This window comes from Methylobacterium sp. NMS14P, assembly GCF_028583545.1.
GTDB lineage: Bacteria > Pseudomonadota > Alphaproteobacteria > Rhizobiales > Beijerinckiaceae > Methylobacterium.
The window spans coordinates 5,626,489-5,650,477 of record NZ_CP087106.1 but is presented as its reverse complement, the minus strand read 5'-3'; the positions used below and the strand labels follow the sequence as shown (position 1 = coordinate 5,650,477).

At 72.5% G+C, this 23,989-nt stretch carries 26 protein-coding genes; 6 read left to right on the top strand and 20 right to left on the bottom strand.

From position 1 onward, the window contains the following. Positions 1 to 120 precede the first annotated feature (120 nt). Positions 121 to 297 (bottom strand): DUF1328 domain-containing protein, encoded by a 177-nt coding sequence (locus LOK46_RS26910; protein ID WP_007568853.1) that lies wholly within the window; start codon positions 295 to 297, stop codon positions 121 to 123. Between the two features lie 205 nt (positions 298 to 502). Between LOK46_RS26910 and LOK46_RS26905 the strand changes: the two genes are divergently transcribed. Together LOK46_RS26905 and LOK46_RS26900 are read left to right on the top strand one after the other, a co-directional pair. Then, positions 503 to 679 (top strand): hypothetical protein, encoded by a 177-nt coding sequence (locus LOK46_RS26905; RefSeq protein ID WP_273561387.1) that lies wholly within the window; start codon positions 503 to 505, stop codon positions 677 to 679. Between the two features lie 275 nt (positions 680 to 954). Beyond that, complete coding sequence (locus tag LOK46_RS26900) at positions 955 to 1,833, top strand: MBL fold metallo-hydrolase (RefSeq protein ID WP_443192912.1); 879 nt, start codon at positions 955 to 957, stop codon at positions 1,831 to 1,833. Positions 1,834 to 1,846: 13 nt separating this feature from the next. Here the strand turns inward: LOK46_RS26900 and LOK46_RS26895 are convergent, their stop codons facing one another. Further along, entirely contained in the window at positions 1,847 to 2,626 is a 780-nt protein-coding gene (locus LOK46_RS26895; protein WP_273561385.1) for a DUF1499 domain-containing protein, read from the bottom strand. Between the two features lie 67 nt (positions 2,627 to 2,693). After that, entirely contained in the window at positions 2,694 to 4,529 is a 1,836-nt protein-coding gene (locus LOK46_RS26890) for an AsmA family protein (RefSeq protein WP_273561384.1), read from the bottom strand. A gap of 304 nt (positions 4,530 to 4,833) precedes the next feature. Between LOK46_RS26890 and LOK46_RS26885 the strand changes: the two genes are divergently transcribed. The 3 genes from LOK46_RS26885 to LOK46_RS26875 all read left to right on the top strand — a co-directional run bounded on the left by LOK46_RS26885 (position 4,834) and on the right by LOK46_RS26875 (position 6,574). Next, the gene (locus LOK46_RS26885; protein WP_273561383.1) at positions 4,834 to 5,574 is read left to right on the top strand and encodes a CoA transferase subunit A; all 741 of its coding nucleotides are present in this window, start codon (positions 4,834 to 4,836) and stop codon (positions 5,572 to 5,574) included. 24 nt (positions 5,575 to 5,598) lie between these two features. Then, positions 5,599 to 6,261, top strand: a complete 663-nt coding sequence (locus LOK46_RS26880) for a 3-oxoacid CoA-transferase subunit B (RefSeq protein ID WP_273561382.1) — start codon at positions 5,599 to 5,601, stop codon at positions 6,259 to 6,261. A gap of 154 nt (positions 6,262 to 6,415) precedes the next feature. Continuing rightward, on the top strand, positions 6,416 to 6,574 hold the full coding sequence (locus tag LOK46_RS26875; protein WP_273561381.1) for a hypothetical protein: 159 nt from the start codon (positions 6,416 to 6,418) through the stop codon (positions 6,572 to 6,574). A 47-nt stretch (positions 6,575 to 6,621) separates the two neighbouring features. On the opposite strand, the gene LOK46_RS26870 is transcribed toward LOK46_RS26875, so the two are convergent. The 17 genes from LOK46_RS26870 to LOK46_RS26790 form a co-directional block, all read right to left on the bottom strand. Continuing rightward, entirely contained in the window at positions 6,622 to 6,915 is a 294-nt protein-coding gene (locus LOK46_RS26870) for a formate dehydrogenase subunit delta (RefSeq protein ID WP_273561380.1), read from the bottom strand. Between the two features lie 9 nt (positions 6,916 to 6,924). Beyond that, entirely contained in the window at positions 6,925 to 9,786 is a 2,862-nt protein-coding gene (gene fdhF, locus LOK46_RS26865) for a formate dehydrogenase subunit alpha (RefSeq protein WP_273561379.1), read from the bottom strand. A 10-nt stretch (positions 9,787 to 9,796) separates the two neighbouring features. After that, positions 9,797 to 11,356 carry a formate dehydrogenase beta subunit gene (locus LOK46_RS26860; protein ID WP_273561378.1) on the bottom strand — a complete coding sequence of 520 codons (1,560 nt, stop codon included), beginning with the start codon at positions 11,354 to 11,356 and terminating at the stop codon, positions 9,797 to 9,799. Beyond that, positions 11,353 to 11,826 (bottom strand): formate dehydrogenase subunit gamma, encoded by a 474-nt coding sequence (locus LOK46_RS26855; protein ID WP_273561377.1) that lies wholly within the window; start codon positions 11,824 to 11,826, stop codon positions 11,353 to 11,355. The genes LOK46_RS26860 and LOK46_RS26855 overlap by 4 nt, the downstream gene beginning before the upstream one ends. A gap of 315 nt (positions 11,827 to 12,141) precedes the next feature. After that, positions 12,142 to 12,798, bottom strand: coding sequence for a glutathione S-transferase family protein (locus tag LOK46_RS26850; protein WP_273561376.1), 657 nt, complete (start codon positions 12,796 to 12,798; stop codon positions 12,142 to 12,144). 97 nt (positions 12,799 to 12,895) lie between these two features. Continuing rightward, a complete protein-coding gene (locus tag LOK46_RS26845; RefSeq protein ID WP_273561375.1) occupies positions 12,896 to 13,360 on the bottom strand; it encodes a cytochrome c-type biogenesis protein in 465 nt (154 codons plus the stop codon). Next, positions 13,360 to 15,360 (bottom strand): heme lyase CcmF/NrfE family subunit, encoded by a 2,001-nt coding sequence (locus LOK46_RS26840; protein ID WP_273561374.1) that lies wholly within the window; start codon positions 15,358 to 15,360, stop codon positions 13,360 to 13,362. The genes LOK46_RS26845 and LOK46_RS26840 overlap by 1 nt, the downstream gene beginning before the upstream one ends. Positions 15,361 to 15,370: 10 nt before the next feature. Beyond that, complete coding sequence (ccmE, locus tag LOK46_RS26835; protein WP_273561373.1) at positions 15,371 to 15,883, bottom strand: cytochrome c maturation protein CcmE; 513 nt, start codon at positions 15,881 to 15,883, stop codon at positions 15,371 to 15,373. Between the two features lie 198 nt (positions 15,884 to 16,081). Beyond that, the gene (gene ccmI / locus LOK46_RS26830) at positions 16,082 to 17,569 is read right to left on the bottom strand and encodes a c-type cytochrome biogenesis protein CcmI (RefSeq protein ID WP_273561372.1); all 1,488 of its coding nucleotides are present in this window, start codon (positions 17,567 to 17,569) and stop codon (positions 16,082 to 16,084) included. 188 nt (positions 17,570 to 17,757) lie between these two features. Next, a complete protein-coding gene (locus LOK46_RS26825) occupies positions 17,758 to 19,176 on the bottom strand; it encodes an ATP-binding protein (protein WP_273561371.1) in 1,419 nt (472 codons plus the stop codon). Positions 19,177 to 19,191: 15 nt separating this feature from the next. After that, the gene (locus LOK46_RS26820) at positions 19,192 to 20,352 is read right to left on the bottom strand and encodes a 2-methylaconitate cis-trans isomerase PrpF family protein (protein WP_273561370.1); all 1,161 of its coding nucleotides are present in this window, start codon (positions 20,350 to 20,352) and stop codon (positions 19,192 to 19,194) included. Next, positions 20,349 to 21,026, bottom strand: coding sequence for a response regulator transcription factor (locus LOK46_RS26815; RefSeq protein WP_012321897.1), 678 nt, complete (start codon positions 21,024 to 21,026; stop codon positions 20,349 to 20,351). Before LOK46_RS26815 ends, LOK46_RS26820 begins: the two co-directional genes overlap by 4 nt. Positions 21,027 to 21,061: 35 nt before the next feature. Continuing rightward, positions 21,062 to 21,433, bottom strand: coding sequence for a PepSY domain-containing protein (locus LOK46_RS26810; protein WP_012321896.1), 372 nt, complete (start codon positions 21,431 to 21,433; stop codon positions 21,062 to 21,064). 197 nt (positions 21,434 to 21,630) lie between these two features. Continuing rightward, the gene (locus tag LOK46_RS26805) at positions 21,631 to 21,849 is read right to left on the bottom strand and encodes a hypothetical protein (RefSeq protein ID WP_273561369.1); all 219 of its coding nucleotides are present in this window, start codon (positions 21,847 to 21,849) and stop codon (positions 21,631 to 21,633) included. Between the two features lies 1 nt (position 21,850). Next, entirely contained in the window at positions 21,851 to 22,195 is a 345-nt protein-coding gene (locus LOK46_RS26800) for a hypothetical protein (protein WP_273561368.1), read from the bottom strand. Positions 22,196 to 22,250: 55 nt separating this feature from the next. Beyond that, positions 22,251 to 22,787, bottom strand: a complete 537-nt coding sequence (locus LOK46_RS26795; RefSeq protein ID WP_273561367.1) for a hypothetical protein — start codon at positions 22,785 to 22,787, stop codon at positions 22,251 to 22,253. Between the two features lie 61 nt (positions 22,788 to 22,848). Next, positions 22,849 to 23,346, bottom strand: coding sequence for a phage tail tip lysozyme (locus LOK46_RS26790; protein WP_273561366.1), 498 nt, complete (start codon positions 23,344 to 23,346; stop codon positions 22,849 to 22,851). Positions 23,347 to 23,425: 79 nt separating this feature from the next. Here LOK46_RS26790 and LOK46_RS26785 point away from each other — a divergent pair, with 79 nt between their 5' ends. Next, positions 23,426 to 23,986, top strand: a complete 561-nt coding sequence (locus LOK46_RS26785; protein ID WP_273561365.1) for a GDSL-type esterase/lipase family protein — start codon at positions 23,426 to 23,428, stop codon at positions 23,984 to 23,986. Positions 23,987 to 23,989 lie beyond the last annotated feature (3 nt).

The window sequence follows — 23,989 nt, the reverse complement described above, 5'->3', positions numbered from 1 at the left end:
GCAGTCACCGTCTCGCGCGGCGGCACAATCGCGACGGAAAAAGCCGCCGCCCTGGGGCGACGGCTTCCCTGTGTGCCCGCGCACCGGCCCGCGTTCAGGGCCGGCAAATTCGGTCACGCGTCAGAGAGTCGGCGAACGGCCCCGCATCAGGCCGACGACGGCCGAGATCGCGAACAGCACGATCGCCACGAAGAACACCAGCTTGGCCGCTTCCATTGCGGTGCCGGCGATGCCGCCGAAGCCAAGCAGAGCGGCCACGAGGGCGACGACGAGAAAAGTTACGGCCCAACCGAGCATGGTTCGTATCCTTAGAGAGTACCAACGCGGGCGGGCCGCGTCGTTCTGAACACGAAAACGCCAAGGTTTAGCTCCGGTTCCGCCCCTATCGCGAAGTCCTGTGAGTCCCTGCGGCTGCGCGCGCCGTCCGCGACACGGGGTGACGGAACGAGACAGGGGCGCTAGCGTTCGAAGATAGGTCTCCAGGCTCGATCCGGGATTTGCGATGCTGCAATCTGCCAAGAGTGCCGTTCGATCGAAGGCCGCCGCGATGGCGGAGCGCGTGACCGAGATCGTCGACAGGGCCGGCGACGCCCTGCGCGCGGCCACGCTCGGTCTCATGCCGGCACCGGCGCCCGTACCGGTCCGCGTGCGTGCACGGCAGCCGCGCCGCCAGGACTGACCTTCCGACCGGCGCGAGCCGCGGGATCGGACGCGGCCCTCGCCGCGTCCTCCCGGTCCGGTCCGAAGCGGGATCGCTGCCGCGTCGGATCCGTGGCCAACACAGCGAACGGATCCTGACCCCGCCCGACATCCTTGCGCCGTGGCGGCCGGCGGTCCGCTCAGACTCCGAGGCGATTGCCACGCGGCCGCGAACCGTCCATGGAACCGCCGTTTCGATCGCACGGGATCGCGATGGCGGACACCGACGAGAACACCCTGACCTTCGATCCGTCGATGCCATCGGTCGGCCGGCTGGACCGAGTCGCGCCGCTGATTCGCCGACGGGTCGCGCCGAACGGAGGTCCGTTCACGGCGAGCGGCACCTGCACCTACGTGGTGGGCCAGGATCGCGTCGCGGTGATCGATCCGGGCCCGGACGATCCGAACCATGTCGAAGCGCTGCTTCAGGATCTCGGCACCGAGCGGGTCGAGGCCATCGTGGTCACCCATACCCATCGGGATCACTCGCCCGGGGCACGGCTGCTCGCCGCGCGCACCGGTGCGCCGATCGTCGGATGCGCGCCGCACAGGGCCGCGCGGGCCCTGTCGGAGGCGGAGACCCCGATGCTCGACGCCAGCGCCGACCGGTCCCACGCGCCCGATCGGATCATGGCGGAGGGTGATACCGTTGCCGGGCCCAGCTGGACCCTCACGGCGATCGAGACCCCCGGCCACACGATGAACCATCTCGCCTTCGCGCTGCCGGAGGCGCAGGCGCTGTTCTCGGGCGACCACGTCATGGCGTGGTCGACCACGATCGTGGCCCCGCCGGACGGCGCGATGCGGGCCTACATGGAGTCCCTCGACAAGCTGCGCGGGCGCGACGAGACGGTCTACTGGCCGGGCCATGGTGGGCCGGTGCGCGAGCCCGCCCGGTTCCTCCGAGGCTTGGCCGGGCATCGCCGCCAGCGGGAGGCGGCGATCCGCGCGCGGCTGGCAGCCGGCGACGGGCGGATCGCCGACATCGTCGCGGCGATCTACCAGGGGCTCGACCCCCGGCTCCGCGGCGCGGCGGCCCTGTCGGTCTTCGCCCACCTGGAGGACCTGGTCGGCCGGGGGCTCGCGACCTGCGACGGCGCGCCCCGGCTCGACGGCACCTACGCGCCGGCCTGAAGGGCGCGGCGGCTCACTTCACCGCGAGGGCGAGGTTGGCGACGTCGTCGAGATAGGCCCGGATCCGGTCGGCGTTGCTGCCGAGATCCCGGCCGCCGAGACGCGAGGCCGAGCGCACGTCGATCCGCGCCCCGTCCGCGCGGGGACGGATGCGCACGGTGACATCGTCCGGCAGGTTGAGGATCAGCCCCCGTGCCACGGCCTCGATCCGGCCGTTGCCGGTTCGGCCGCCCGGCCGGATCGCCTCGACGATCTGCCAGTGCCGCTTCAGGGCCGCCTGCCGGGCGAGTTCGAAGGCCTCGTCGGCGCCGATATCGAGCGTCAGCGGCGCGATCTGCGGGTAGGCGCCGCGCTGGCTCTCGCGTGCCGCCGGGCTCGGATCCGCCGGGTAGCGTCCGCCGCGGGCCGCGAAGGCCGCCCGCGAGCGCGAGAAGGCCGGCGGATTGTCGATGTCGGTGGTGATGTCCGACAGGGCGGGCAGCCGCAGGCCGCGCAGTCCCAGGAAGGCGGGGTAGCCCAGCACCGCCAGCGCGAGGACGAGCCCGGCGAGGGCGGCCCCGAGGCCGCGGGCACCCTCGCGCCAGACCCGCACGAAGGCGAAGATCGCGGCCGCGGCCGCCAGCAGCGCGACGCCGAGCCCGGCCACGAGGGCCACGAGGGCGGCGTTCGTGTCGGAGCGCGGATCCCGGACGAGGACGAGGGCGATCCCGGTGGCGATGACGGCGAACACGGCCAGCCGCCGGGCCAGCGGCCCCGCGCGGGTGACGGGTTCCTCGATGAGCAGACGGCGCATGGGGATCATGAAGGCGTTCGAGGCCCGATCTTAGAGCTTGGCCGGGGCCGGCGCCATGGCGCAGCCGTCACGGCGCATAGGCGCGGGCGTTGCCGGGCAGGCCGAGCGTCGCGGGCAGCTTGAGCGGATCGGGGAGCATCGCGTCCCCGTACCGGCCGGCCGGATCGGTGGCCTCGCTGTGGGCGACCGTCTGCGCCGTCAGGGCGCTCCAGGGCCCCGTGACCGCGAACAGGATCCCGCGAGAGGAATCGCCGGGCGGACGCAGGACGAGGTCGCCCTTGGCATCGAGCCGCCGCTCCGGCAGCGACACCTGACCGTGCAGGGTCGCCCCGACGCTCGGCCCCAGGAGCCCCGACTCGGCGATCTCGCCCACGCCGTCGACGAAGCGCAGCGTCACCACGGCCCGCTCGAAGGCCGTCCGGCCGTTCCGGCGCGCCAGGGCCCCGGAGGCCACCGCGCCGTTGCGATGGATGACGTCGGCGAGGTCGAGGCCCGCGATGGCACCGCCGTCCATGGCGAGGGTCGCCCGACCGTTCAGATGCGCCAGCAGCCCGGCCGTGTCGCGGGCCCTGGCGTCGAGGGCGAAATGCCCCTGCACGGGCCCGACCACCCACCGCGCCGCGCCGATCTCGCCGAGGAGCGCGCCGAGATCGACGCGGTCGAGGCTCCCCTGTGTGCGCAACTCGGTCGCGGCCGGGTCGGCACCGCTCGTCAGGTTCACGCGCCCCTTGAACGTGCCGTCCTGGATCCGGGCCCGGTTCACCGCCACTTCCAGGGAAGCGTCCCGCACCAGGACGCTCGCCGCCAGATCCTGCACCCGGACCGCGCCGGCGCGCCCCTCGGCCGCCGACAGGCGCAGGTCGAGGTCGCCCCGCGTGAAGGGCGCCAGGGCGATCGACGCGGGCGCGGGGTCGAGGAGCCGCGACAGATCCGCGACGAGAGGCGTGAGATCGAGCGTCTCGGCCGCCAGGGTCGCCTGCACCGAGAGGCGCGGCGCCTTGCCGGGACCGAACGCGACGGCGCCGGCCCCCTCGAGCACGTTCTGGCCCAGGCCGATGCGCAGGCTCGGCCACGAGACGGACCGCTCGGCCGTCTCGAACCGGCCGTCGATCGAGAAGGCACCGGCGAGCGGCGCCAGCGGCACATCACGGCCGATCCAGGCCAGGCTCTCCGGCAGCGATCGCGTCTCGAACCGGACCTGCCCCGCCATGACGGGCAGCGCGCTGCCCTTCGCGGGCAGCGTCACCGTTCCGTCGGCCGCGAGGCTGCCGTCCGGCCACGTGATCTCCGCGGTGAACGGGCTGCCGCGGCGATGGGCCAACTCGGCCGGACGCAGGTGGGTCAGGGCGATCCGGGTCGGCACGCCGCGCCAGATGAGGCTGGCGCGGCCCTCGGCGGCCTTGCCCCAGAGCGGCCACGCGACGTCGAGGTCGATGTCCCGGGCCGTGTCGCCGGAGGCGAGGCGCGCGTCGCGCACGACGATCCGGCGGGGCCGGGCCGCCTCGCCGGACCTGGCCTGCTCGGCGAGGCGCGCGAGGGGTTCGTCCCAGCCGCCGGGGTCGTCCGACAGCCGCGCGCCCTCCAGGCGGAGCCCGCTCACGGCCGCGCGCCCGCCGAGGAGGCTCAGCGGGTCAAGGTCGATGGTCAGGCGGCCCTCATCCGCCAGGACCGGGCCGTCGGAACCGGCGGCGAGCCGGACGCGGTCGAGGGTCAGGCGCGGCCAGGGCAGCACAGCGAGGCTCGCGGGTCCCTGCAGCGTCAGACCGAGGCCGTAGGCATCGAAGGCGCGGCGCGCGAACGCCGTGACCCGGCCGTCCTCGAGGGGCCAGTCGCGCAGGCCGAAGCCGGCAGCGATCAGGCTCCCGAGTGCGAGGACGAAGATCGGGCGGCGCAGCGACATCATGCTCCGAAGGGGCGGCGGCTGTGGCCGGAAGCCGGACGCCGCGCCGGCCCCTCGGGCTGCCACGGCCCGGCAGGGTCTGCACGTCGAGCGGGCAACTTAGCGTCCCCGGCCGGCTTTGTCTGCCGCGCCCACGCAGGGCCGCCCTGCCCTCCCCAACGCAGTGCCGGTTACGGATCGCCCGGGACCGCGCGGGCCGGTGCGGCGCACCACTGGATTTCGCGCGCGGAATCGGGGAGAGCAGGCGCGAGGACACGCGCTTCCCAAGGTTTCGGCCGGTCGGGTCCGGCGGGAAAAGGACGGTTCGATGAAGAAGGTCTACACGGATGCCGCCGCGGCCCTGGCCGGCCTCCTGCGCGACGACATGATGGTGATGTGCGGCGGCTTCGGCCTCTGCGGCATCCCCGACGAGCTGATCGAGGCGGTGCGCCTCTCGGGCGTCAAGGGCCTCACCGTCGTGTCGAACAATGCCGGCATCGACGGGGTCGGCCTCGGCAAGCTCCTGGACACCCGCCAGGTCGCCAAGATGATCTCGTCCTACGTGGGCGAGAACAAGGAGTTCGCCCGCCAGTATCTCGGCGGCGAGCTGGAGATCGAGTTCAACCCCCAAGGCACGCTCGCCGAGCGGATCCGCGCCGGCGGCGCCGGCGTCCCGGCCTTCTTCACCAAGACCGGCGTCGGCACCAAGGTCGCCGAGGGCAAGGAAGTCCGCGAGTTCGACGGCGAGCAGTACGTGATGGAGCGCGGTCTGTTCGCCGACCTCGCCCTGGTCCACGCCCACACCGGCGACACCGAGGGGAACCTGCGCTACCGGATGACCGCGCGCAACTTCAACCCGATGATGGCCACCGCCGCCAAGATGACGGTGGCGCAGGTCGAGCACCTCGTGAAGCCCGGCGAGATCGATCCGGACACGATCCACACGCCCGGCATCTTCGTGAAGCGGATCATCGACGTCGGGCAGCGCGACAAGCGCATCGAGCAGCGCACCACGCGCAAGCGCGGCGACAGCACCCCGGCCGCGGCGGCCGGCGGCGGCACGCACTGATCGGACGGGAAGGGAGCGAGAACGATGGCCTGGACCCGCGAGCAGATGGCGGCGCGCGCCGCCAAGGAGCTGGAAGACGGCTTCTACGTGAACCTCGGCATCGGCATCCCGACGCTGGTGTCGAACTACATCCCCGAGGGCATGTCGGTGCAGCTCCAGTCGGAGAACGGCATGCTGGGCATGGGCCCCTTCCCCTACGAGGGCGAGGAGGACCCGGACCTGATCAACGCCGGCAAGCAGACGATCACCGCGCTGCCGACGACGAGCTACTTCTCCTCGGCCGATTCCTTCGGGATGATCCGCGGCGGGCACATCAACCTGTCGATCCTCGGCGCCATGCAGGTGGCCGGCAACGGCGACCTCGCCAACTGGATGATCCCCGGCAAGATGGTGAAGGGGATGGGCGGCGCCATGGACCTCGTGGCGGGCGTTAAGCGCGTCGTCGTGGTGATGGAGCACGTCGCCAGGAACAAGGACGGCACCGAGAGCCCGAAGCTGCTCAAGGCCTGCGACCTACCACTCACCGGCACGCAGGTGGTCGACCTGGTGATCACCGATCTCGGCGTGTTCGAGATCGACAAGAAGGGCGACGGCGGCATGAAGCTCATCGAACTCGCCGACGGCGTCACCGAGGACGAGATCCGCGGCAAGACCGAAGCCGACTTCGCGGTCGCCCTGAAGACCTGACGCCCCGGGGCCCGGCGGCCGACGTCGCCGGGTCCGCCGGGCGGGACGGCCGGGCACCCGACCGTCCCGCGGTGGCGCCGCCCAACGCCTTTCCACATCGGCTCAGGCGGCCTTCGGTTCAGACGTCCCGCTCCGTCATCACGAGCGCAGCGAAGTGACCGAGGGTCGCGCCATCGTGCAGAGCGCGGCGCTGCTGGATCGCTTCGCTCCGCTCGCAAAGACGGCGGAACCGATCGATGACCCGGAAACGGTATCGGACGCGGAACACCTCCGCTCCCAGTCGGGACAGGAGATGTTTCGCGTGATCGCGTGACGGCCCGGCGAAATTCGGGCTGGAGGTCCCCGCCGGACGACGGCGGGTCAGCCCGCGTCGCTGGCGCCCGCGCCGGCGAGTTGCGGATCGCGGGTCGCCGGGCGCACCGGGCTGTCGGCCGCCGGCTCCTCGCCGTGGAGCGCCCGCCGCACGTAGGCGTCGACCCGGTCGCCCTGCTCCGGCAGCGCGGCCTCGAGATGCGCGATCATCTTGGGCGTCCAGAACGCCTTGATGTGCTTCTGGATCCCGGCAACCGCCTCCTCCTCCGGGTAGGACCGGAAGAAGGTGGCGATCTGGTTGGCCATGCGGACGAGCTTGTCCGCCTGCGTCACGGCACTCATCGGATACTCTTACTCTGCCGCGTCGAGCGTCTGGGCGATCCGGGTCAGGGAGAAGTCCTCCTCGTAGAACTTCGCCTGCCAGTCGGAGGGCCGGTTGGTTCGCCGGACCTGCACCGCCGTCACCTTGTACTCGGGGCAGTTGGTCGCCCAGTCCGAGTAGTCGGTGGTGATGACGTTGGCGCCGGTCTTGGCGTGGTGGAACGTCGTGTAGACCACGCCGGGCTGCATCCGCTCGGAGACCTTGGCCTTCAGCGCGATGTCGCCGGAGCGGCTCTCCAGGGCGACGAGGTCGCCGTCGACGATGCCGCGCAGCTCCGCGTCGAACGGGTGGATCTCCAGCACGTCCTCCTCGTGCCAGCGCGAGTTCTCGGTGCGCCGGGTCTGCGCGCCGACATTGTACTGGGACAGGATCCGGCCCGTGGTCAGGATCAGCGGGAACTTCGCCCCCGTCCGCTCCTCGGTGGCCACGAATTCGGTGATCATGAACCGGCCCTTGCCGCGGACGAACCGGTCCACGTGCATCATCGGCGTGCCGAGCGGCGCCTTCTCGTTGCAGGGCCACTGCACCGAGCCGAGCTCGTCGAGCTTGGCGTAGGACACGCCGGTGAAGCTCGGGGTGAGCGAGGCGATCTCGTCCATGATCTCGGACGGGTGATTGTAGTTCATCGGGTAGCCGAGCGCGTTGGAGAGCAGCACCGTGCCCTCCCAGTCGCCGTAGCCGCCCATCGGCGCCATGACCTTGCGGACCCGCGAGATGCGGCGCTCGGCGTTGGTGAAGGTCCCGTCCTTCTCGAGGAACGAGGCGCCCGGCAGGAAGACGTGGGCGTACTTGGCGGTCTCGTTCAGGAACAGGTCCTGGACGACGATGCACTCCATCGCCATCAGGCCCGACGTCACGTGGTGCGTGTCCGGGTCGGACTGGGCGATGTCCTCGCCCTGGATGTACATGCCCTTGAACGTGCCCTCGACGGCCTCGTCCAGCATGTTGGTGATGCGCAGGCCCGGCGCGTTGTCGAGCTTGGCGCCCCAGAGGGCCTCGAAGCTCTCGCGGGTGGCGTCGTCCGAGACGTGGCGGTAGCCGGTGAGCTCGTGCGGGAACGAGCCCATGTCGCAGGAGCCCTGGACGTTGTTCTGGCCGCGCAGCGGGTTCACGCCGGCGCCGAGCTTGCCGATGTTGCCGGTGGCCATGGCGATGTTGGCCATGCCCATGACCATGGTCGAGCCCTGGCTGTGCTCGGTGACGCCCAGCCCGTAGTAGATGCCGGCCGCGCCGCCCTTGGCGTAGAGCCGGGCCGCGCCGCGGACTTCCGCCGGGTCGAGGCCGGTGAAGGGCTGCTGCGCTTCCGGGGAGTGGCGCTCGTCGGCGATGAACCGGGCCCATGACTCGAACTCGGCGAGGTCGCAGCGCTCGCGGACATAGGCCTCGTCAACCAGCCCCTCGGTGACGATCACGTGCGCCAGCGAGTTGATGAAGGCGACGTTGGAGCCGGGCTTGAGCGGCAGGTGATAGTCGGCCTTGATGTGGGGCGACTTCACGAGGTCGATCTTGCGCGGATCGGCGACGATCAGCTTGGCGCCCTCGCGCAAGCGCTTCTTCATCCGCGAGCCGAAGACCGGGTGGCCGTCGGTCGGGTTGGCGCCGATCACCAGGATCACGTCCGAGTTCTCGACGGACTTGAAGTCCTGGGTGCCGGCCGAGGTGCCGAGCGTCGACATCAGGCCGTAGCCGGTCGGCGAGTGGCAGACGCGGGCGCAGGTATCGACGTTGTTGTTGCCGAAGGCGGCGCGCACGAGCTTCTGGACGAGGTAGGCCTCCTCGTTGGTGCAGCGCGACGAGGTGATGCCGCCGACCGAGTCCTTGCCGTACTTGGCCTGGATCCGCTTGAACTCGGAGGCCGCGCGGTCGATCGCCTCCTCCCACGAGACCTCGCGCCACGGATCCGTGATCTTCTCGCGGATCATCGGCTTGGTGATGCGGTCCTTGTGGGTGGCGTAGCCGTAGGCGAAGCGGCCCTTGACGCAGGAATGGCCCTCGTTGGCCTTGCCGCCCTTGTACGGGACCATGCGGACGACGCGCTCGCCCTGCATCTCGGCCTTGAACGAGCAGCCGACGCCGCAATAGGCACAGGTGGTCACCTCCGCGTGCTCGGGCTGGCCGAACTCGTGGATCGACTTCTCCTGGAGGGTCGCGGTCGGGCAGGCCTGCACGCAGGCGCCGCAGGACACGCACTCGGACTCGAAGAAGTTGGTCGGGCCGGCCGCCACGCGGCTGTCGAAGCCGCGACCCGCGATGGTCAGCGCGAAGGTGCCCTGCACCTCCTCGCACGCCCGGACGCAGCGGTTGCAGACGATGCACTTCGACGGGTCGTAGGTGAAGTACGGGTTCGACTCGTCCTTCGGCAGGTACTTCTCGGAGCTCGGCCGGACGTGGTTGTCACCCTCGTAGCCGTAGCGCACGTCGCGCAGGCCGACGACGCCCGCCTGGGTCTGCAGCTCGCAATCGCCGTTGGCCGCGCAGGTCAGGCAGTCGAGCGGGTGGTCGGAGATGTAGAGCTCCATCACGCCCTTGCGGAGCTTGGCGAGCTTCTCGTTCTGCGTGTGCACCACCATGCCGTTCTCGGCCGGGGTCGTGCAGGAGGCCGGGGTGCCGCGCCGGCCCTCGATCTCCACGAGGCACAGGCGGCAGGAGCCGAACGGCTCCAGCGAGTCGGTGGCGCAGAGCTTCGGGATCTGCGTGCCGGCATGCATCGCCGCCGCCATCACCGAGGTGCCGGCCGGCACCGTCACCGACATGCCGTCGATCGTCAGCGTCACCGTCTGCTCGTTGACGCGGATCGGCGTGCCGTAGTCGATCTCCTTGATCAGGCCCATCGACGCCTCCTTACTCGGCCGCGGCCGGCAGATCGCCGGCGCGCCTGAAATCCTCGGGGAAGTGGGTGATCGCGCTCATCACCGGCATGGGCGTCAGCCCGCCCATGGCGCAGAGCGACCCGTCGGTCATGACCTCGCAGAGGTCCTCGACCAGCTTCAGGTTCGCGTCCGGCCGGATGCCGGCGATCACCTTGTCCATGGTCTCGACGCCGCGGGTGGCGCCGATGCGGCAGGGGGTGCACTTGCCGCAGGACTCGGTGGCGCAGAACTCGAAGGCGAAGCGGGCCTGGCTCGCCATGTCGACGGTGTCGTCGAACACCACGATGCCGCCGTGACCGACGAGGCCCTTCTTGGCCGCCATCGCCTCGTAGTCGAGCGGCGTGTCGAGGAGATGGTCGGGGAAGTAGGCCCCGAGCGGCCCGCCGACCTGCACGGCCCGGACCGGCCTCCCCGAGCGGGTGCCGCCGCCGAAATCCTCGATCACCTGCCGGAGGGTGATGCCGAAGGCCATCTCGATCAGGCCGCCGTGCTTGACGTTGCCGGCGAGCTGGATCGGCAGGGTGCCGAGCGATCGGCCCATGCCGTAATCCGCGTAGGCCTTGGCGCCGTTCTCCAGGATCCACGGCACGGCCGTGAAGGTCATGACGTTGTTGACCAGCGTCGGCTTGCCGAGGAACCCCTTGAGCGCCGGGATCGGCGGCTTCGCCCGCACGATGCCGCGCTTGCCCTCCAGGCTCTCGAGCAGCGAGGTCTCCTCGCCGCAGATATAGGCGCCGGCGCCGAGGCGCACTTCCAGGTGGAAGCTCTTGCCCGAGCCCAGGATGTTGTCGCCGAGCACGCCGGCCGTCACGCCGTTGGCGATCGCCTCCTTCAGAGTGGCGAAGGCCTGCGGGTACTCGGAGCGCAGGTAGATGTAACCGCGGGTGGCGCCGGTCGCGACGCCCGCGATGGTCATGCCCTCGATGAGGTTGAAGGGGTCGCCCTCCATCATCATCCGGTCGGCGAAGGTGCCGGAATCGCCCTCGTCGGCGTTGCAGACCACGTATTTCTGGTCCGCCTTGGCGAGCATCACGGTGTTCCACTTGATGCCGGCCGGGAAGCCGGCACCGCCCCGGCCGCGCAGGCCGGAGTCGCGCACCGCCGCCACGATGCCCTCGGCATCGAGCTTCAGGGCGGCCTCGAGGCCGCGATAGCCGCCATGGGTCCGGTAATCCTCGACGGAGACCGGGTCGATCACGCCGCAGCGGTGGAAGGTCAGGCGCTGCTGCCGGGCGAGGTAGGGGATCTCCTCCGGATCGCCGAGGCGCAGGGCGTGGTCGCCGCCCGAGGTCAGGCCGGCATCCAGCAGGGCATCGACATCCTTGACCGTCACCGGCCCGTAGGCGACGCGCCCCTCGGGCGTGCCGACCTCGACCATCGGCTCCAGCCAGAACAGGCCGCGGGAACCGGTGCGGACGATGGTGACGTCCAGGCCGCGGCGCTCGGCGCCCGCGAACAGCGCCCGGGCGACCTTGTTGGCGCCGAGGCCGAGCGCGACGGCGTCGCGCGGAACGTAGAGCGTGACGCTCACTGGCGCACCTCCGTCAGGGCAGCTTCGAGGGCGTCGGCGGTCAGGTGCGCGACGGGCTCACCGTCGACCAGCGCGGCGGGGCCGTTGGCGCAGAGGCCGAGGCAGTAGACCGGCTCGACCGTGGCGCTGCCGTCGGCGGTGGTCTCGTGCCAGCCGCAGCCGAGGCGGCCGAGGATCTCGCGGTGGAGCTTGTCCGAACCCATGGCCTGGCAGGCCTCGGCCCGGCACAGCTTCACCTCGTGTCGGCCGGCGGGGTGGGCGCGGAAGTCGTGGTAGAAGGTGATGCAGCCGTGCACCTCGGCGCGCGACAGGTTCAGGGCGTCCGCGATCAGCGGCACGGCGCCCTGGTCCACGTAGCCGAACGTCTCCTGCAGCGCGTGCAGGATCGGCAGCGTGGCCCCTTCGAGATGGGTGTGTTCGGCGATGATCCCGGTGGCGCGCTCGGCGCTCCAGGGCTCGTGACGCGCCATGGTTTCCAGCCCAGTCTGTTCCTGTTCTAATGCGAAGAGGAACAGAAATGCCGGTTGGCTTCAATCGCGCAGTCCGGTCGCTCGACAAAGGACGTTTGTCGAGCTGTAACTCGCCGCCCGGCGGAGCGAGCAAAGTTCGTTAACTGGCTGTCAGGACTTGTCTTTTCGAGGCGCTGGGGAACCTGATTTTTCTTGCGTGCGCCGCAACATGAATTTGTGCCCTGCAAGAAACTGCATTTTCGCGCCGATCGGGAGGTCTGCCGCCGTACAGTGGGGAGCCTCCTCAGGCTGTCCGGTCACCGCGCAGGGAACGCCTCAGAACTCCATCTCCAGTTCCTCGATCTCGTCCGGCTCGTCGGCGGCGGCTTCCGCCCACTCGACCATCAGCGGCCAGTGCAGGATCGCGTCGCGATAGGCGGCGGCGCGAGGCGGCAACGCGACGTCGTAGGTGCGGAAACGGGTGCAGACGGGGGCGAACATGGCGTCCGCCAGGCACGGCCGCGCGCCGAACAGGTACGGCCCCTCATAGCGGTCCAGGCAGTCGTCGAAGATCGTGACGATGCGCTCGATATCGGCCTTCGCACCGTTGAACACGCGGAAGTCGGGGTGGAAGGCGCGCAGGTTCATCGGCAGCGCCGAGCGCAGATTGACGAAGCCGGAATGCATCTCGCCGGAGATGGACCGGCAATGGGCGCGCTCCGCCACGTTGCCGGGCAGGGAGCCGGCATCCGGAAAGGTCTCGGCGAGGTACTCGGCGATCGCCAGGGTGTCCCAGACGACCACGTCGCCGTGGCGCAGGCGCGGCACCAGGAACGACGGCGACAGATGCAGCAGTTCCGCCCGGGTGGTGGCGTCGGTGCCGGACAGGACCTCGGTCCGGAAGTCGAGGCCGGCCATCCGGCAGATCAGCCAGCCCCGCAGGGACCACGAGGAGTAATTGCGGCTCGAGATGGTGAGGGTAGCGGCCGTCATCGTCCTGCCCCGGGCGCGTCGCCGATCGTGCGGTCTGCGAGGGCCCGATCCAAGACTCGTGCCGAACGGGGCGGGCGAATCGCTTCCGCCCGCGATTCTACTCCCGTCGCAGCAGTGCCGCGACCTCCGCTTCCTCGGCGGCCGACAGGTTCCGGGCCGGCGCGGCCGGGCGGCGACGGGCGAGGCGCCAGATGCCGAGCCCGCCGAGCAGGATCGCGAGCACCGGGGTCAGCCACAGCAGCAGGGTGTGCAGCGCGAAGACCGGGCGCAGCAGCACGAACTCGCCGTAGCGGGCCACGACGTAGGCGAGCACCGCCGTGTCGCTGTCGCCCTTCTCCAGCCGCTCGCGAACGATCAGGCGCAGGTCCTTGGCGAGCGGCGCGTCGGAATCGTCGATCGACTGGTTCTGGCAGACGAGGCAGCGCAGTTCGGCCGAGATCTCCCGCGCGCGGTGCTCCAGGACGGGGTCCTTCAGCACCTCGTCGGGCTGCACCGCGAGGGCGGGCAGCGACGCCAGCAGGGCGAGCGCCGCCAGCGCGGGCCGGAGCGAGCGGCGCGCCATCACTCGGCCGGCACCGCGACCGGGAGCGGCCGCGCCTTCGCCTTGGCGGGGACGCCCACGCGCATCCGGCGGTCGGTGAGCGACAGGCCGCCGCCCGCGGCCATCACCACCGCCCCGAGCCAGATCAGCAGGACCAGCGGCTTGTAGTAGAGGCGCAGGCCGACGCCGCCGTCCTGCCCGATCTCCCCGAGGCTCGCGTAGACCTGACTGGCACCGTTGGTCAGCAGGCCCGATTCCGTCACCGCCATCTTGCGGCTCGGGTAGAAGCGCTTGCCGGTCTCGACCTGCCCGACCTCGTCGCCGCCGCGGGTGCGGATGGTCAGGTAGGCGGCGGCCTCCTCGTAGTTCGGTCCCTTGCGCGGCGCGACGCGGTCCAGGGTCGCCACGTACGGGCCCGTCGCCAGGCTCTCACCGGGCTTGAGGGTCGCCAGACCCTCGGTGGCCCAGCCCTGCGCGGCGATGCCCAGCACCACGACGCCGACCCCGGCATGCGCGAGGGCGGTGCCCCAGGCCGAGCGCGGGAGGCCGACGGCGCGGCGGCCGATCTGTCCGAGGGAGCGGGCGCGGCTCGCCCCGTAGCCCCGGGCGCGGGTGACGATCTCCAGGGCGGAGCCGATCAGCAGGTAGGCGCCGAGGCCGACCCCGACCGGCGCCATGACCGGCCCGCCCCAGGTCAGCGCCAGCACCGCGAGGCCGACGACCAGAGCGACCGCCAGGGCGGCGAACAGGCGCTGTGCGGCGGCGAGCACGTCGCCGCGCTTCCAGGCGAGCGCCTGCCCCATGGGCACGATCAGCAGCAGCGGGATCGCCAGCGGTACGAAGGTGGAATTGAAGAAGGGCGGGCCGACCGTGATCTTCTCCCCGGTCAGCATCTCGAGCACCAGCGGGTAGAGGGTGCCGACCAGCACGGTGGCGCAGGCGGCCACGAGGAACAGGTTGTTCAGGACGAGCGAGCCCTCGCGGGAGATCGGCGCGAACAGCCCCCCCTGCCGCAGCAGCGGCGCCCGCCACGCGAACAGCGTCAGCGAGCCGCCGATGAACAGGATCAGGATCGCCAGGATGAACACGCCGCGGGTCGGGTCGGTGGCGAAGGAATGCACCGAGGTGATCACGCCCGACCGGACCAGGAAGGTGCCGATCAGCGAGAGCGAGAAAGTCAGGATGGCGAGCAGCACCGTCCAGACCTTCAGGGCGTCGCGCTTCTCCATCACCACGGTGGAGTGCAGCAGCGCCGTCCCGGCGATCCACGGCATCAGGGAGGCGTTCTCGACCGGATCCCAGAACCACCAGCCGCCCCAGCCGAGCTCGTAATAGGCCCAGTAGGAGCCCATCGCGATCCCGAGCGTCAGGAAGCACCACGCGGCGAGCGTCCAGGGCCGCACCGCCCGGGCCCAGACGGCGTCGATCCGCCCGTCGATCAGCGCGGCCACCGCGAAGGCGAAGCTGATCGAGAAGCCGACATAGCCGACGTAGAGGAGCGGCGGGTGGACCGCGAGACCCGGATCCTGCAGCAGCGGGTTGAGGTCGTTGCCCTCGAGCGGCGCCGGGATCACCCGGGTGAACGGGTTCGAGGTCGTGATGATGAACAGCACGAACACGAAGGTGATCAGCCCCTGCACGGCCAGCGTGTTGGCCCGCAGCCGCGGCGGCACCGAGTTCTTGGCCGCCGCCACGCAGGCGCCGAACAGCGTGAGGATCAGGACCCAGAGGAGCATCGAGCCCTCGTGGTTCCCCCAGACGCCGGAGATCTTGTAGATCAGCGGCTTCTGCGTGTGCGAGTTCTCGACGACGTTCTGGACCGAGAAGTCCGAGGTGACGTGCGCGTAGGTGAGCGCCGCGAAGGCGAACAGCACGCAGGCGAACGCGCCGAGCGCCGCCTGTGAGGCGGTCTGGCGGAGCGCCGGATCGCCCGAGCGTGCCGCCCAGATCGGCATCACCACCTGGACGAGGGAGATCGCCAGCGCGAGCGCGAGGGCGAAGTGGCCGGTCTCGACGATCATGCGGATTCCCTCACCGCTCGCTGCGGGGGCCGAGGGTGCTGTCCGCCGCCGCGGTGGCGGGCTTCGGCGCCGGGCCGCCCTTGTTCGGGCCGCCCTCCTGCCAGCGCCCCTGCGCCTTCAGCGCGTCGGCCACCTCGCGGGGCATGTAGGATTCGTCGTGCTTGGCCAGCACCGTGTCGGCGCGGAACTGCCCGCCCGGCTCCAGCACGCCCTCGGCGACGACGCCCTGCCCTTCCCGGAACAGGTCCGGCAGCTGGCCCTTGTAGTGGACCTCGACGGTCTCGTTCGTGTCGGTGACGGCGAAGTCGACCGTCTGGTCGGGGCCGCGCTTGAGCGAGCCGTCCTTCACCAGGCCGCCGAGCCGCAGGCGCGTGCCCGGGGCGATCGCCTGCTTGGCGATGTCGGTGGGCGAGCGGAAGAACACGATCGAGCCGCTCATGGCGTACAAGATCAGTCCCACGGCGAGCGTCAGGACGCTGCCGCAGACGGCGATCAGGATCAGGCGGCGTTTCTTACGCGTCACGATACTTCCACCCCGCGGTCCGGCGCGCGGAGACCCGCCCCGACCGGAACCGTTCTCATTCTAGTCTTGAGGGTGTCGGCTCCAGGCGCCCGCGGGTCAAGGGCGGGCGTCGGGACCGATTGTCGTACGGGCCGGTCCGCGGGGGCAGCCTCGCGATTTCGCGGTGCCGGGGACCGGGCTTGCCGGGGGGCCTGCTTGTCAGGGATTGGGCTTGGCGGACAGGTCCAGCTCCCGCGCGAGGCCGTCGAGCCGCGCCACAGCCTCGCTGTTGGCGGCCAGCGCCATCCGGGCGCGGTCGAGGGCCTTCACCGCCTGGTCGCGCTCACCCAGCGCGCTGTAGGAGCGCACCAGCCGCATCCACTCGTCCGGCGTGCCGCCCCGCGCGGCGAGGCGCCGGTCGAGTCCCTCGACCATCCCGCGAATCGCCGCCTGCTGCTCCGCCTGCGGCATGGCGCGCACGGCCGCCATCGCGGCCTCCTTCTCGGCCCGGGGGCCCGGTCCCGCCTGGCCTGATTCGGCCGGCGCCGGCGCCGCGCCCTCCGGGCCGAGCCCCACGGCGCGGGCGCCCTGCTCCACCTGGGCGAGGCCCTGCGGGTCGCCCGCGAGGGCCGTGCGCGCCCGGGCCAGGGCGTCGTTCGCCTGCTCGCGCTCGCCGAGGACCACGCGGGACCGGACGAGCCGCAGCCACTCGTCGGGGGTGCCGCCGCCGGTCTTGAGGCGGGCGTCGAGCCCGTCGACCATGCCGCGGATCGCCGCCTGCTGCTCGGCCGGGATCTTCGGGGCGGCCTGCGGGGTCGCGGGCGGCGGCGGCTCGCCCTTGAGACGGGCGAGGCTCTGCTTGACGATCCCGAGCCAGGGGGCGTCCGGCGGGCTGCCGGCCTCGAGCTCGGTGAGCTGGCGGATCGCCTCGCCGGCATCGCCGGCCTGCTCGGCCGCGCGGGCCAGGTAGAAGCGGGGCTTTGGCGCGTTCGGCTCCTTGGACTGCGCCTTCTCGAACAATGCCTTGGCCTCGGGCGAGACGGTGCCGTCGCCGGCCGCCGTGAGGGCTTCGCCCTGATCGGCCAGGAGGTCGGCGGTCTCGCCCTTGATCCGCGCGATGTTGGCGTAGGCGCGGGCGGCGTCGTCGAAGCGGCCGGTGCGCATGTAGACCGGGGCGAGCACGGCCCAGCCGCGGGCGTCGTTCGGGTCCCGAGCGAGGCGCGCCTCGATCTGGCCGACCGCCTTCATCAGCTCGTCGGCGCCGCCGCGGGCGGCCTGCCGGTCGGCCTCGGTCTGCGCCGGCACCTCGGGCGAGCCGTAGAGCCCGTAGGCGATCAGCGCCACGAGGGGGATGGTGGAGAGCGCGAAGGCCGAGGCGGCGCGCCGGCGGCGCAGGCGCGGCTCGGCCGGGCGCGCGGCCTCGGCGATGCCGGCATCCTCGGCCTCGCGCTGCGCCTCGCGGCTCGACCGGAGCAGGCGGCGCGCCGCCTCGGCCTTGGCGGTCTCGGCCTCGTCGGGGGCGATCAGGCCGCGCTCGAGGTCGCGGTCGATCTCGGCGATCTGATCCTCGTAGAACGCCGTCTCGGTGGCGAGGCCGCTCCCGCCGGCCTCGCCGGTCGGCACGGCGGCGCGCCGCGACATCGGCCAGAGCAGGCCGAGCACGGCCGCCGCGGTCATGGCCGCCAGGATGAACCAGATCGCCGTCATGGACCTTATCGCCAACGAGCCGGACCGGCCCGCCCCTCCCCACGCCATGTGGAGCCGGCAGCGTGACGCCACGACGCCTCCCGACGGCGGCACGGTGTCACGCAACTCTGTTGCGAAGACAAGGGCCCGGCCGGAGCCATGAGGCCGCGTCCCGCGACTCGACTCCGTGCCCGGACGGGCGGACGGCCTCAGTGGGCCGGGGTGCCGACCGGCAGGTCGCCCGGCACCTCCAGCACCGCCCGCAGGCCGCCGAGCGCCGCCTCCTCCAGGGTGAAGCGCCCCCGGTACAGGGCGGCGAGGTCGGCCACGATCGACAGGCCGAGGCCGGAGCCGGGCTTCGATTCGTCGAGGCGCCGCCCGCGGCCGAGCACGGCCTGGCGGGCCTCCGGCGGCAGGCCGGGGCCGTCATCCTCGATGGCGACGACGAGGTGGGGATAATCGTTCGTGTTCACCGCCTCGGCCCGGATCGCCACCCGGCCGTGGGCCCACTTGGACGCGTTGTCGACGAGGTTGCCGACCATCTCCTCGAAATCCTGGCGCTCGCCGCGGAAGCGCAGGCCCGGCGGGACGTGGACGTCGTAGGCGATGTCCTTGTCGCGGTAGATCTTCCCGAAGGTGCGCACGAGGCCGGCCAGCGCCGGCTCCACCTCGGTGGAGGTGCCGAGCGTGCCGGCGAGCGCGGCGGCCCGGGCCCGGTCGAGGTGGTAGTTGACCTGATCGCGCATGACCGCGGCCTGCTCGCGGATCTTCTGCGCGAGCTCCTCGGGGGCGTCGGAGGCCCCGACCTCGTTGACGATGATCGAGAGCGGCGTCTTCAGGGCGTGGGCGAGGTTGCCGACCTGGGTCCGGGCGCGCTCCAGGATCTCGCGGTTGGTCTCGATCAGGAGGTTCACCTCGCCGGTGAGCGGCGCGATGTCGCGGGGATAGGTGCCGGTGATGCGGTCGGCCTCGCCCCGGCGGACGGCGCCGAGCGCGGCGCGCATCTTCTTGAGCGGCGCGAGGCCGAATCGGATCTGCAGCAGGGTGGTGATCGCCAGCGACAGGCCGAGCAGGCCGAACGTGATGGTCAGCGAGTTCCTGAACCGGTCGACGTCGTTGACGATCTCGTCGGCGGGGCCCGCGACCCGGACCGTGTAGCGGCCCTCCTCGCCGAGATCGACGTCGCGCTCCATGATGCGCAGGAGGCGTCCGTCCTGCCCCTTGCCGTAGCCCTGGCGGATCTGCCCGACCCCGACCTTGCCGTCGGAATCGGTCGCGGCCGGCAGCGGCACGCCGACGAGGGAGCGCGAGGTGCGCACGTCGCGCGGCTTCGCGTCGGGCTTGCCGACCTGCCAGTACCAGCCCGACAGGGGCAGGTCGAAGCGCGGGTCGCCGAGCGAGAAGGTCCGGCTCTCGGGATCGTTGGGCGAGACGAGGTCGGTGGCGAGATTGTTGGCGAAGACGAGGAGCCGGCTGTCGAAGGAGCGCTCGGTGTTCTCGCGGTAGAGGGTCGTGAGGATCCAGGCCGCGATCAGCAGGATCGCGGAGCTCGACAGGAACGCCGACACGGCGAGCCGCACCGCGATGGAGCGGCGGCGCAGGGAGAAGAGGCCGATGAGGTCGATCATGGATGCGTCGGTCGCTCAGACGGGCGGCGGCGCATCGTAGAACACCGCGCCGCGCATCAGCGGGCGCGCCGTGCGGAAGAAGGCGCCGCGCTCGGCCCGCCAGCCGCCGGCCTCGCGGGTCACGGCGGCGTCGGCGGTCAGGATACCCGACGGCATGCCGACCCGCAGGGCGGCGTCGGTGGGGCGGGCGGCCTCGTGCACGAGACTGCCTTCGAGGCGGGCGGCGACCGCGAGGCACAGGGTGGCGGTGAGCGGCAGCGCCTGGTGCGGCACGCCGTTGGAGATGACCCGGGCGGTCAGGTCGATCTCGGCGGCGCGGATCGCGTCGCCGGAGAGGCTGCCGGAATCCCGCGGCGGGGCGACGAGGCCGACGAAGGGCACGTGGACGACGCGCGCCGCCGCCTCGAGGTCCGGCGCGATGCCCATCGCCACGGAGCCGGCCCGGCGGATCCGCGCCAGCCGGTCGAGGAGGCCCGGCACGGCCTCCAGGGCGGCGGGCAGCTCGGTGCCGGCGAGGCCGAGATCGGCGGCGCGGACGAACACGCAGGCGTTGGCGGCGTCGACCAGCGACGCCTCGATCGCGCCGAGGCCCGGCACGTCGAGCCACTGGCGGACGGTGCCGGTCGGGAGCAGCCGGCCGGTCGTGGCGCCGCCCGGATCCAGGAAGTCGAGGCGGATCGGCGCGCCCGTGCCGGTGACGCCGGGGATCGCGAGGTCGCCGCGGTAGACGCTGCGGCCGCCCGCGGCCGCGAAGCCCGCCACGATCAGCTTGCGCGTGTTGGTGTTGAAGATCCGCAGCCGCACCGGGCCGTCCGGGACGTCGACGAGGCCCTCGTCGACCGCGAACGGTCCCACGGCGGAGAGCATGTTGCCGCAATTGCCCGAGAGGTCGATGCGGCCGTCCCGGACCACGACCTGCACGAAGGTGTAGTCGATGTCGGCGTCCGGCCGCGCGGACCGCTCCACCACGCAGATCTTCGAGACCGACGAGACGCCCCCGCCCATGCCGTTGAGCTGCCGCCCGAACGGGTCGGGGCTGTCCATGGCGGAGAGGAAGACCGGTTCCCAGGCGGCGAGATCCCCCGGCACGTCCCGGCGGTGCAGCATCAGCGCCTTGCTGGTGCCGCCGCGCATGAAGACGGCCGGCAGCGTGCCGGAACGCGCGGCCGCGCTCACATCCGCGCCGGCGGCTGGTTGGGATCCACGAGGTAGCCGAGACCGCGCACGGTCTGGATCAGGTCCACCGCGAGCTTCTTGCGCAGGCGGCCCACGAACACCTCGATCGTGTTCGAGTCCCGGTCGAAATCCTGGTCGTAGAGGTGCTCGGTGAGTTCGGCGCGGGACACGACGCGGCCGGTGTGGTGCATCAGGTAGGAGAGCAGCCGGTACTCGTGGCTCGTCAGCTTCACCTGGGCACCGTCGACGAAGACCTTGCCGGAGCGGGTGTCGAGGGTCACCGGCCCGCAGGCGATCTGGCTGGTGGCGTGTCCGGCGGCGCGGCGCAGCAGGGCGCGCACCCGGGCCATCAGCTCCTCCATGTGGAAGGGCTTGGTGACGTAGTCGTCGGCGCCGGCGTCGAAGCCGTCGACCTTGTCGGACCAGCGGTCCCGCGCGGTGAGGATGATCACCGGGGTCTTCACGCCGGCCCGGCGCCACTTCTGCAGCACCGTGACGCCGTCGGCCTTGGGCAGGCCCATGTCGAGGATAATGGCGTCGTAGGGCTCGCTCTCGCCGAGATAGCCGCCCTCCTCGCCGTCATAGGCCTTGTCGGCGACGTAGCCCGCCTCCTCCAGCGCGGCTACGACCTGCCGGTTGATGTCCTTGTCATCCTCCACGACCAGCAGACGCACGGCTCACTCCCCTCCGAAACGGTTCCGGCGCCCGCTCAATACTGTCCCGCCACGGTGCCGGTGCGCGCGTCGACGATCACGTGCACGAAATGCCCGTCCCGGCGCAAGGCGGTGAGCATGTAGACGAGGCCGTCCGCGTGACGGCAGAGGCTCGCCCGCTGGATCTCGGCCCGGGGGATCACCGTGCGGGCCGCGCGGATCGCCGCGACCGGCGGGATCACCCGGCGCTCGCCGACCTCCTCGCGCAGGTCGGCGGGGGACAGGCAGCTCTCGATCCGCAGCGGCGCCTGGCTGGACACCGCCCCCGTCTGGGGGGCCGGCCCGTCGTCGGCCATGGAGCCGAGGCCGCCCGCGGCGAGGGCCGCGGCGGTCAGGCTGATGGCGACGAGGGCGATGGCGTAGCGCATTGGCAGACGATGTGCGCCCAGGGCACTGAATGCGTCCTGAATACGTGGCCGTGCGTCGCCCCCGGCGGTCGTCGGCGGCGGTCCGGACAGTCCCTTCGCGGTCGATTCGGTGACGGGCGGCATCGTGCGGACATGACGGCCGAGGCGGCGCCCGGTTCCACGCCGCGCGCCGCTTCCCACAGGCGCCGCGGCCGGTCTCACGGTGACGGCGTCGGGGCGGGACCGCAGGCCGCGGCGCGGGCCGGCGGGACGGCCCGGCCGCCCTCCGCCGGCGCGGCCAGCGCGGCGCCGCCGGACCCCAGCGTCCAGGCCCGCCGGCCGACCGCCGCACCCTCGTGGATGGCGACCGTCACCGCCGCGGCGGCCGCCAGGCCGAGCCACGCCCGGTCGAGAACCCTGTCCCAGCGCAGGCGCATCTCACGCTCCCGTCAGCAGCTTCCAGAGGGCCCGCAGGGCCGGGATATGCGCGACGAGCCACGCGACCTGGTCGGAGAACCAGTGCGCGGCCGCCGCCGCGGCGACGAAGGCGAGCACCGTCGCGTGCTTGAGCCGGCGCAGGTAGCGGCGCAGCGCGCGGCGCTCGAGATGCGCGTCGACCAGCTCGTCGAGGGCGGCGAGGCGCGGCTCGGACTGCCGGGCGAACCACGCGTGCCAGACGGGCGGGAAGCGGATCGTCCGGGGACGCCCGCCGAGGGCGACCCCGGGACCGGCCGCGTCCTCGGGCGGCGCGGACCGGCGTGCCTCGGTGGGGAGGGGCTTCATGGCGACGATCCCTGTTTCAAGGCCCCCCGCGCCGCCGGCGCGGCGGCGGCCGGTCTCAGACCGGGCGCTTGTCCGCCCCGCGCAGCTGCGCGAGCGCCGGCGCGAGGACGTTGGCGGCGCTCGCCTGCGGATCGAGGGGCAGCGCCCGGAAGATCCGCGCGGCCACGCCCTCGGGTCCACCCGCCTTCCGCACGACGTGTGCGGGGGCGGTGGCGAGCACGTGCCGGGCGCCGGCCGCCACCACCGCGGCGCCGAGATCGGCGCTGACGGTCCGGCCCCGGGCGGCGCCGGCCACGGCGTTCTGGCCGAACTCGGCCCCGGCGCGGATCGCGGCCTCGATCCGGTCGCGGGTGAGCACGGAGGCGGCCCAGGGCGCGACCCGGGCGATGCCGGCGGTGACGGCGGCGGCGGCGAGCGGCACGAGGGCGGCCGTCACCGGGTGGAGCAGGCCGGAGAGCCAGTCGCCCCACGGCAGCGCCATGCCGGCGACGGGAGCGACGGCGGGCGCGGCACCGCCGGCCGGCGCGGCGAGGGCGGCGAGCGGCAGGCCCGTGACGGCCAGGACGAGGGCCGTCCGGATACGGTGCATCATCGTGGAACTCCGTGGATGAGCGCGCGGCGGACCCGGCCGGCTCGGGATCGGGTGACGACGGTCAGGGTCTGCCCGACGCCGGGGTGACGGGAGCCTCGCGCAGGGCGGCGAGGGCCCGGCGCGCCCAGGCGAGGCGGCGCGCGGGCGCGACGACGCCGGGCCGCTCGTAGCGGCGCCAGACCGCCTCGGCGGCGGCCGCGAGGGTGGTGGTGGCCCGCAGGGCGGCGAGGGCCGACGCCTCGGTCCCGCGCAGCTCGGCGCAGAGGTAGCCGTAGCCCGCCTCGGGGTCGGCGGGATCGAGGCCGCGCGCCCGGCACCACGCCTCCATGGCGACGCGCCGGGGCCCGGTCCACTGGGCGAGCCCCCAGCCGCCGCGGGAGCCCGGCACCGCGGGGGCGACCTCCTGGAGGCGGCGGAACCCGCCGGTCTCGTGGCCGAGATTGCCGAGCAGGCCGGCGGCCTGGAGGTCGCTCAAACCGAGATCGCGCATCAGCCGCGGGCCGAGGCGGCGGCAGGCGGCGGCGAAGGGCTCCTGCGCGGCCGGAGCGGGAGGCGGCATGGGCGTGCTCCGGAAGCTGGCGTGCCCGGACGCGCCGGGCTAAGGCGGCCCGCGCCGGGCGCGGCGCCGAGGAGGAAGCGTGGGACGCGGACAGGACCGGCCGCTCGTGTTCATCGGCGACTCGATCACCGCCGCCTGGGGCGCGGTGCGGGCCGAGACCTTCGCGCGCCACGGCTTCGTGGCCCGGGGCGTGCCGGGCGAGACGAGCGGGCAGATCCGGGCGCGCTTCCTGCGGGATACGGCCGGCGCCCGGGGCGTGCATCTGATGTGCGGGATCAACGACATCGCGGAGATCGGCGGCCCGGTAACTGACCGGGCGATCGCCGGGAACATCGTGGCCATGGGGCGCATGGCCTTCGCGGCCGGGCTGCCGCTCACGATCGGCACCGTGATGCCGAGCGACTTCTGGGGCTGGCGCCCCGAGCTGCGGCCGGTGGCGCGGATCCGCGCCCTGAACGGGTGGCTGCGCGCCTACTGCGCGGCCGGCCCGGCCCGCCTCGTCGATTACGGGCCGCCGCTCGCCACGGAGGCGGGCGCGCTCCGGCGGGACTTCACCGACGACGGCATCCACCTCAACGGCGCGGGCTACGCGGCCGTGGAGCCGGCGATGCTCCGGGCCCTCGACGCCATTCCGGAATGACGG

Excerpts from the sequence above, each read along its gene's own strand:
- ccmI (WP_273561372.1), bottom strand. The coding sequence starts at position 17,569 with ATGACGGCGATCTGGTTCATCCTGGCGGCCATGACCGCGGCGGCCGTG.
- LOK46_RS26845 (WP_273561375.1), bottom strand. The coding sequence starts at position 13,360 with ATGGCGCGCCGCTCGCTCCGGCCCGCGCTGGCGGCGCTCGCCCTGCTG.
- LOK46_RS26800 (WP_273561368.1), bottom strand. The coding sequence starts at position 22,195 with ATGAAGCCCCTCCCCACCGAGGCACGCCGGTCCGCGCCGCCCGAGGAC.
- LOK46_RS26850 (WP_273561376.1), bottom strand. The coding sequence starts at position 12,798 with ATGACGGCCGCTACCCTCACCATCTCGAGCCGCAATTACTCCTCGTGG.
- LOK46_RS26910 (WP_007568853.1), bottom strand. The coding sequence starts at position 297 with ATGCTCGGTTGGGCCGTAACTTTTCTCGTCGTCGCCCTCGTGGCCGCT.
- LOK46_RS26890 (WP_273561384.1), bottom strand. The coding sequence starts at position 4,529 with ATGATGTCGCTGCGCCGCCCGATCTTCGTCCTCGCACTCGGGAGCCTG.
- LOK46_RS26905 (WP_273561387.1), top strand. The coding sequence starts at position 503 with ATGCTGCAATCTGCCAAGAGTGCCGTTCGATCGAAGGCCGCCGCGATG.
- LOK46_RS26855 (WP_273561377.1), bottom strand. The coding sequence starts at position 11,826 with ATGGCGCGTCACGAGCCCTGGAGCGCCGAGCGCGCCACCGGGATCATC.
- LOK46_RS26870 (WP_273561380.1), bottom strand. The coding sequence starts at position 6,915 with ATGAGTGCCGTGACGCAGGCGGACAAGCTCGTCCGCATGGCCAACCAG.
- LOK46_RS26790 (WP_273561366.1), bottom strand. The coding sequence starts at position 23,346 with ATGCCGCCTCCCGCTCCGGCCGCGCAGGAGCCCTTCGCCGCCGCCTGC.
- LOK46_RS26840 (WP_273561374.1), bottom strand. The coding sequence starts at position 15,360 with ATGATCGTCGAGACCGGCCACTTCGCCCTCGCGCTCGCGCTGGCGATC.
- LOK46_RS26880 (WP_273561382.1), top strand. The coding sequence starts at position 5,599 with ATGGCCTGGACCCGCGAGCAGATGGCGGCGCGCGCCGCCAAGGAGCTG.
- LOK46_RS26885 (WP_273561383.1), top strand. The coding sequence starts at position 4,834 with ATGAAGAAGGTCTACACGGATGCCGCCGCGGCCCTGGCCGGCCTCCTG.
- LOK46_RS26795 (WP_273561367.1), bottom strand. The coding sequence starts at position 22,787 with ATGATGCACCGTATCCGGACGGCCCTCGTCCTGGCCGTCACGGGCCTG.
- fdhF (WP_273561379.1), bottom strand. The coding sequence starts at position 9,786 with ATGGGCCTGATCAAGGAGATCGACTACGGCACGCCGATCCGCGTCAAC.
- LOK46_RS26825 (WP_273561371.1), bottom strand. The coding sequence starts at position 19,176 with ATGATCGACCTCATCGGCCTCTTCTCCCTGCGCCGCCGCTCCATCGCG.
- LOK46_RS26900 (WP_443192912.1), top strand. The coding sequence starts at position 955 with ATGCCATCGGTCGGCCGGCTGGACCGAGTCGCGCCGCTGATTCGCCGA.
- LOK46_RS26810 (WP_012321896.1), bottom strand. The coding sequence starts at position 21,433 with ATGCGCTACGCCATCGCCCTCGTCGCCATCAGCCTGACCGCCGCGGCC.
- LOK46_RS26805 (WP_273561369.1), bottom strand. The coding sequence starts at position 21,849 with ATGCGCCTGCGCTGGGACAGGGTTCTCGACCGGGCGTGGCTCGGCCTG.
- LOK46_RS26895 (WP_273561385.1), bottom strand. The coding sequence starts at position 2,626 with ATGCGCCGTCTGCTCATCGAGGAACCCGTCACCCGCGCGGGGCCGCTG.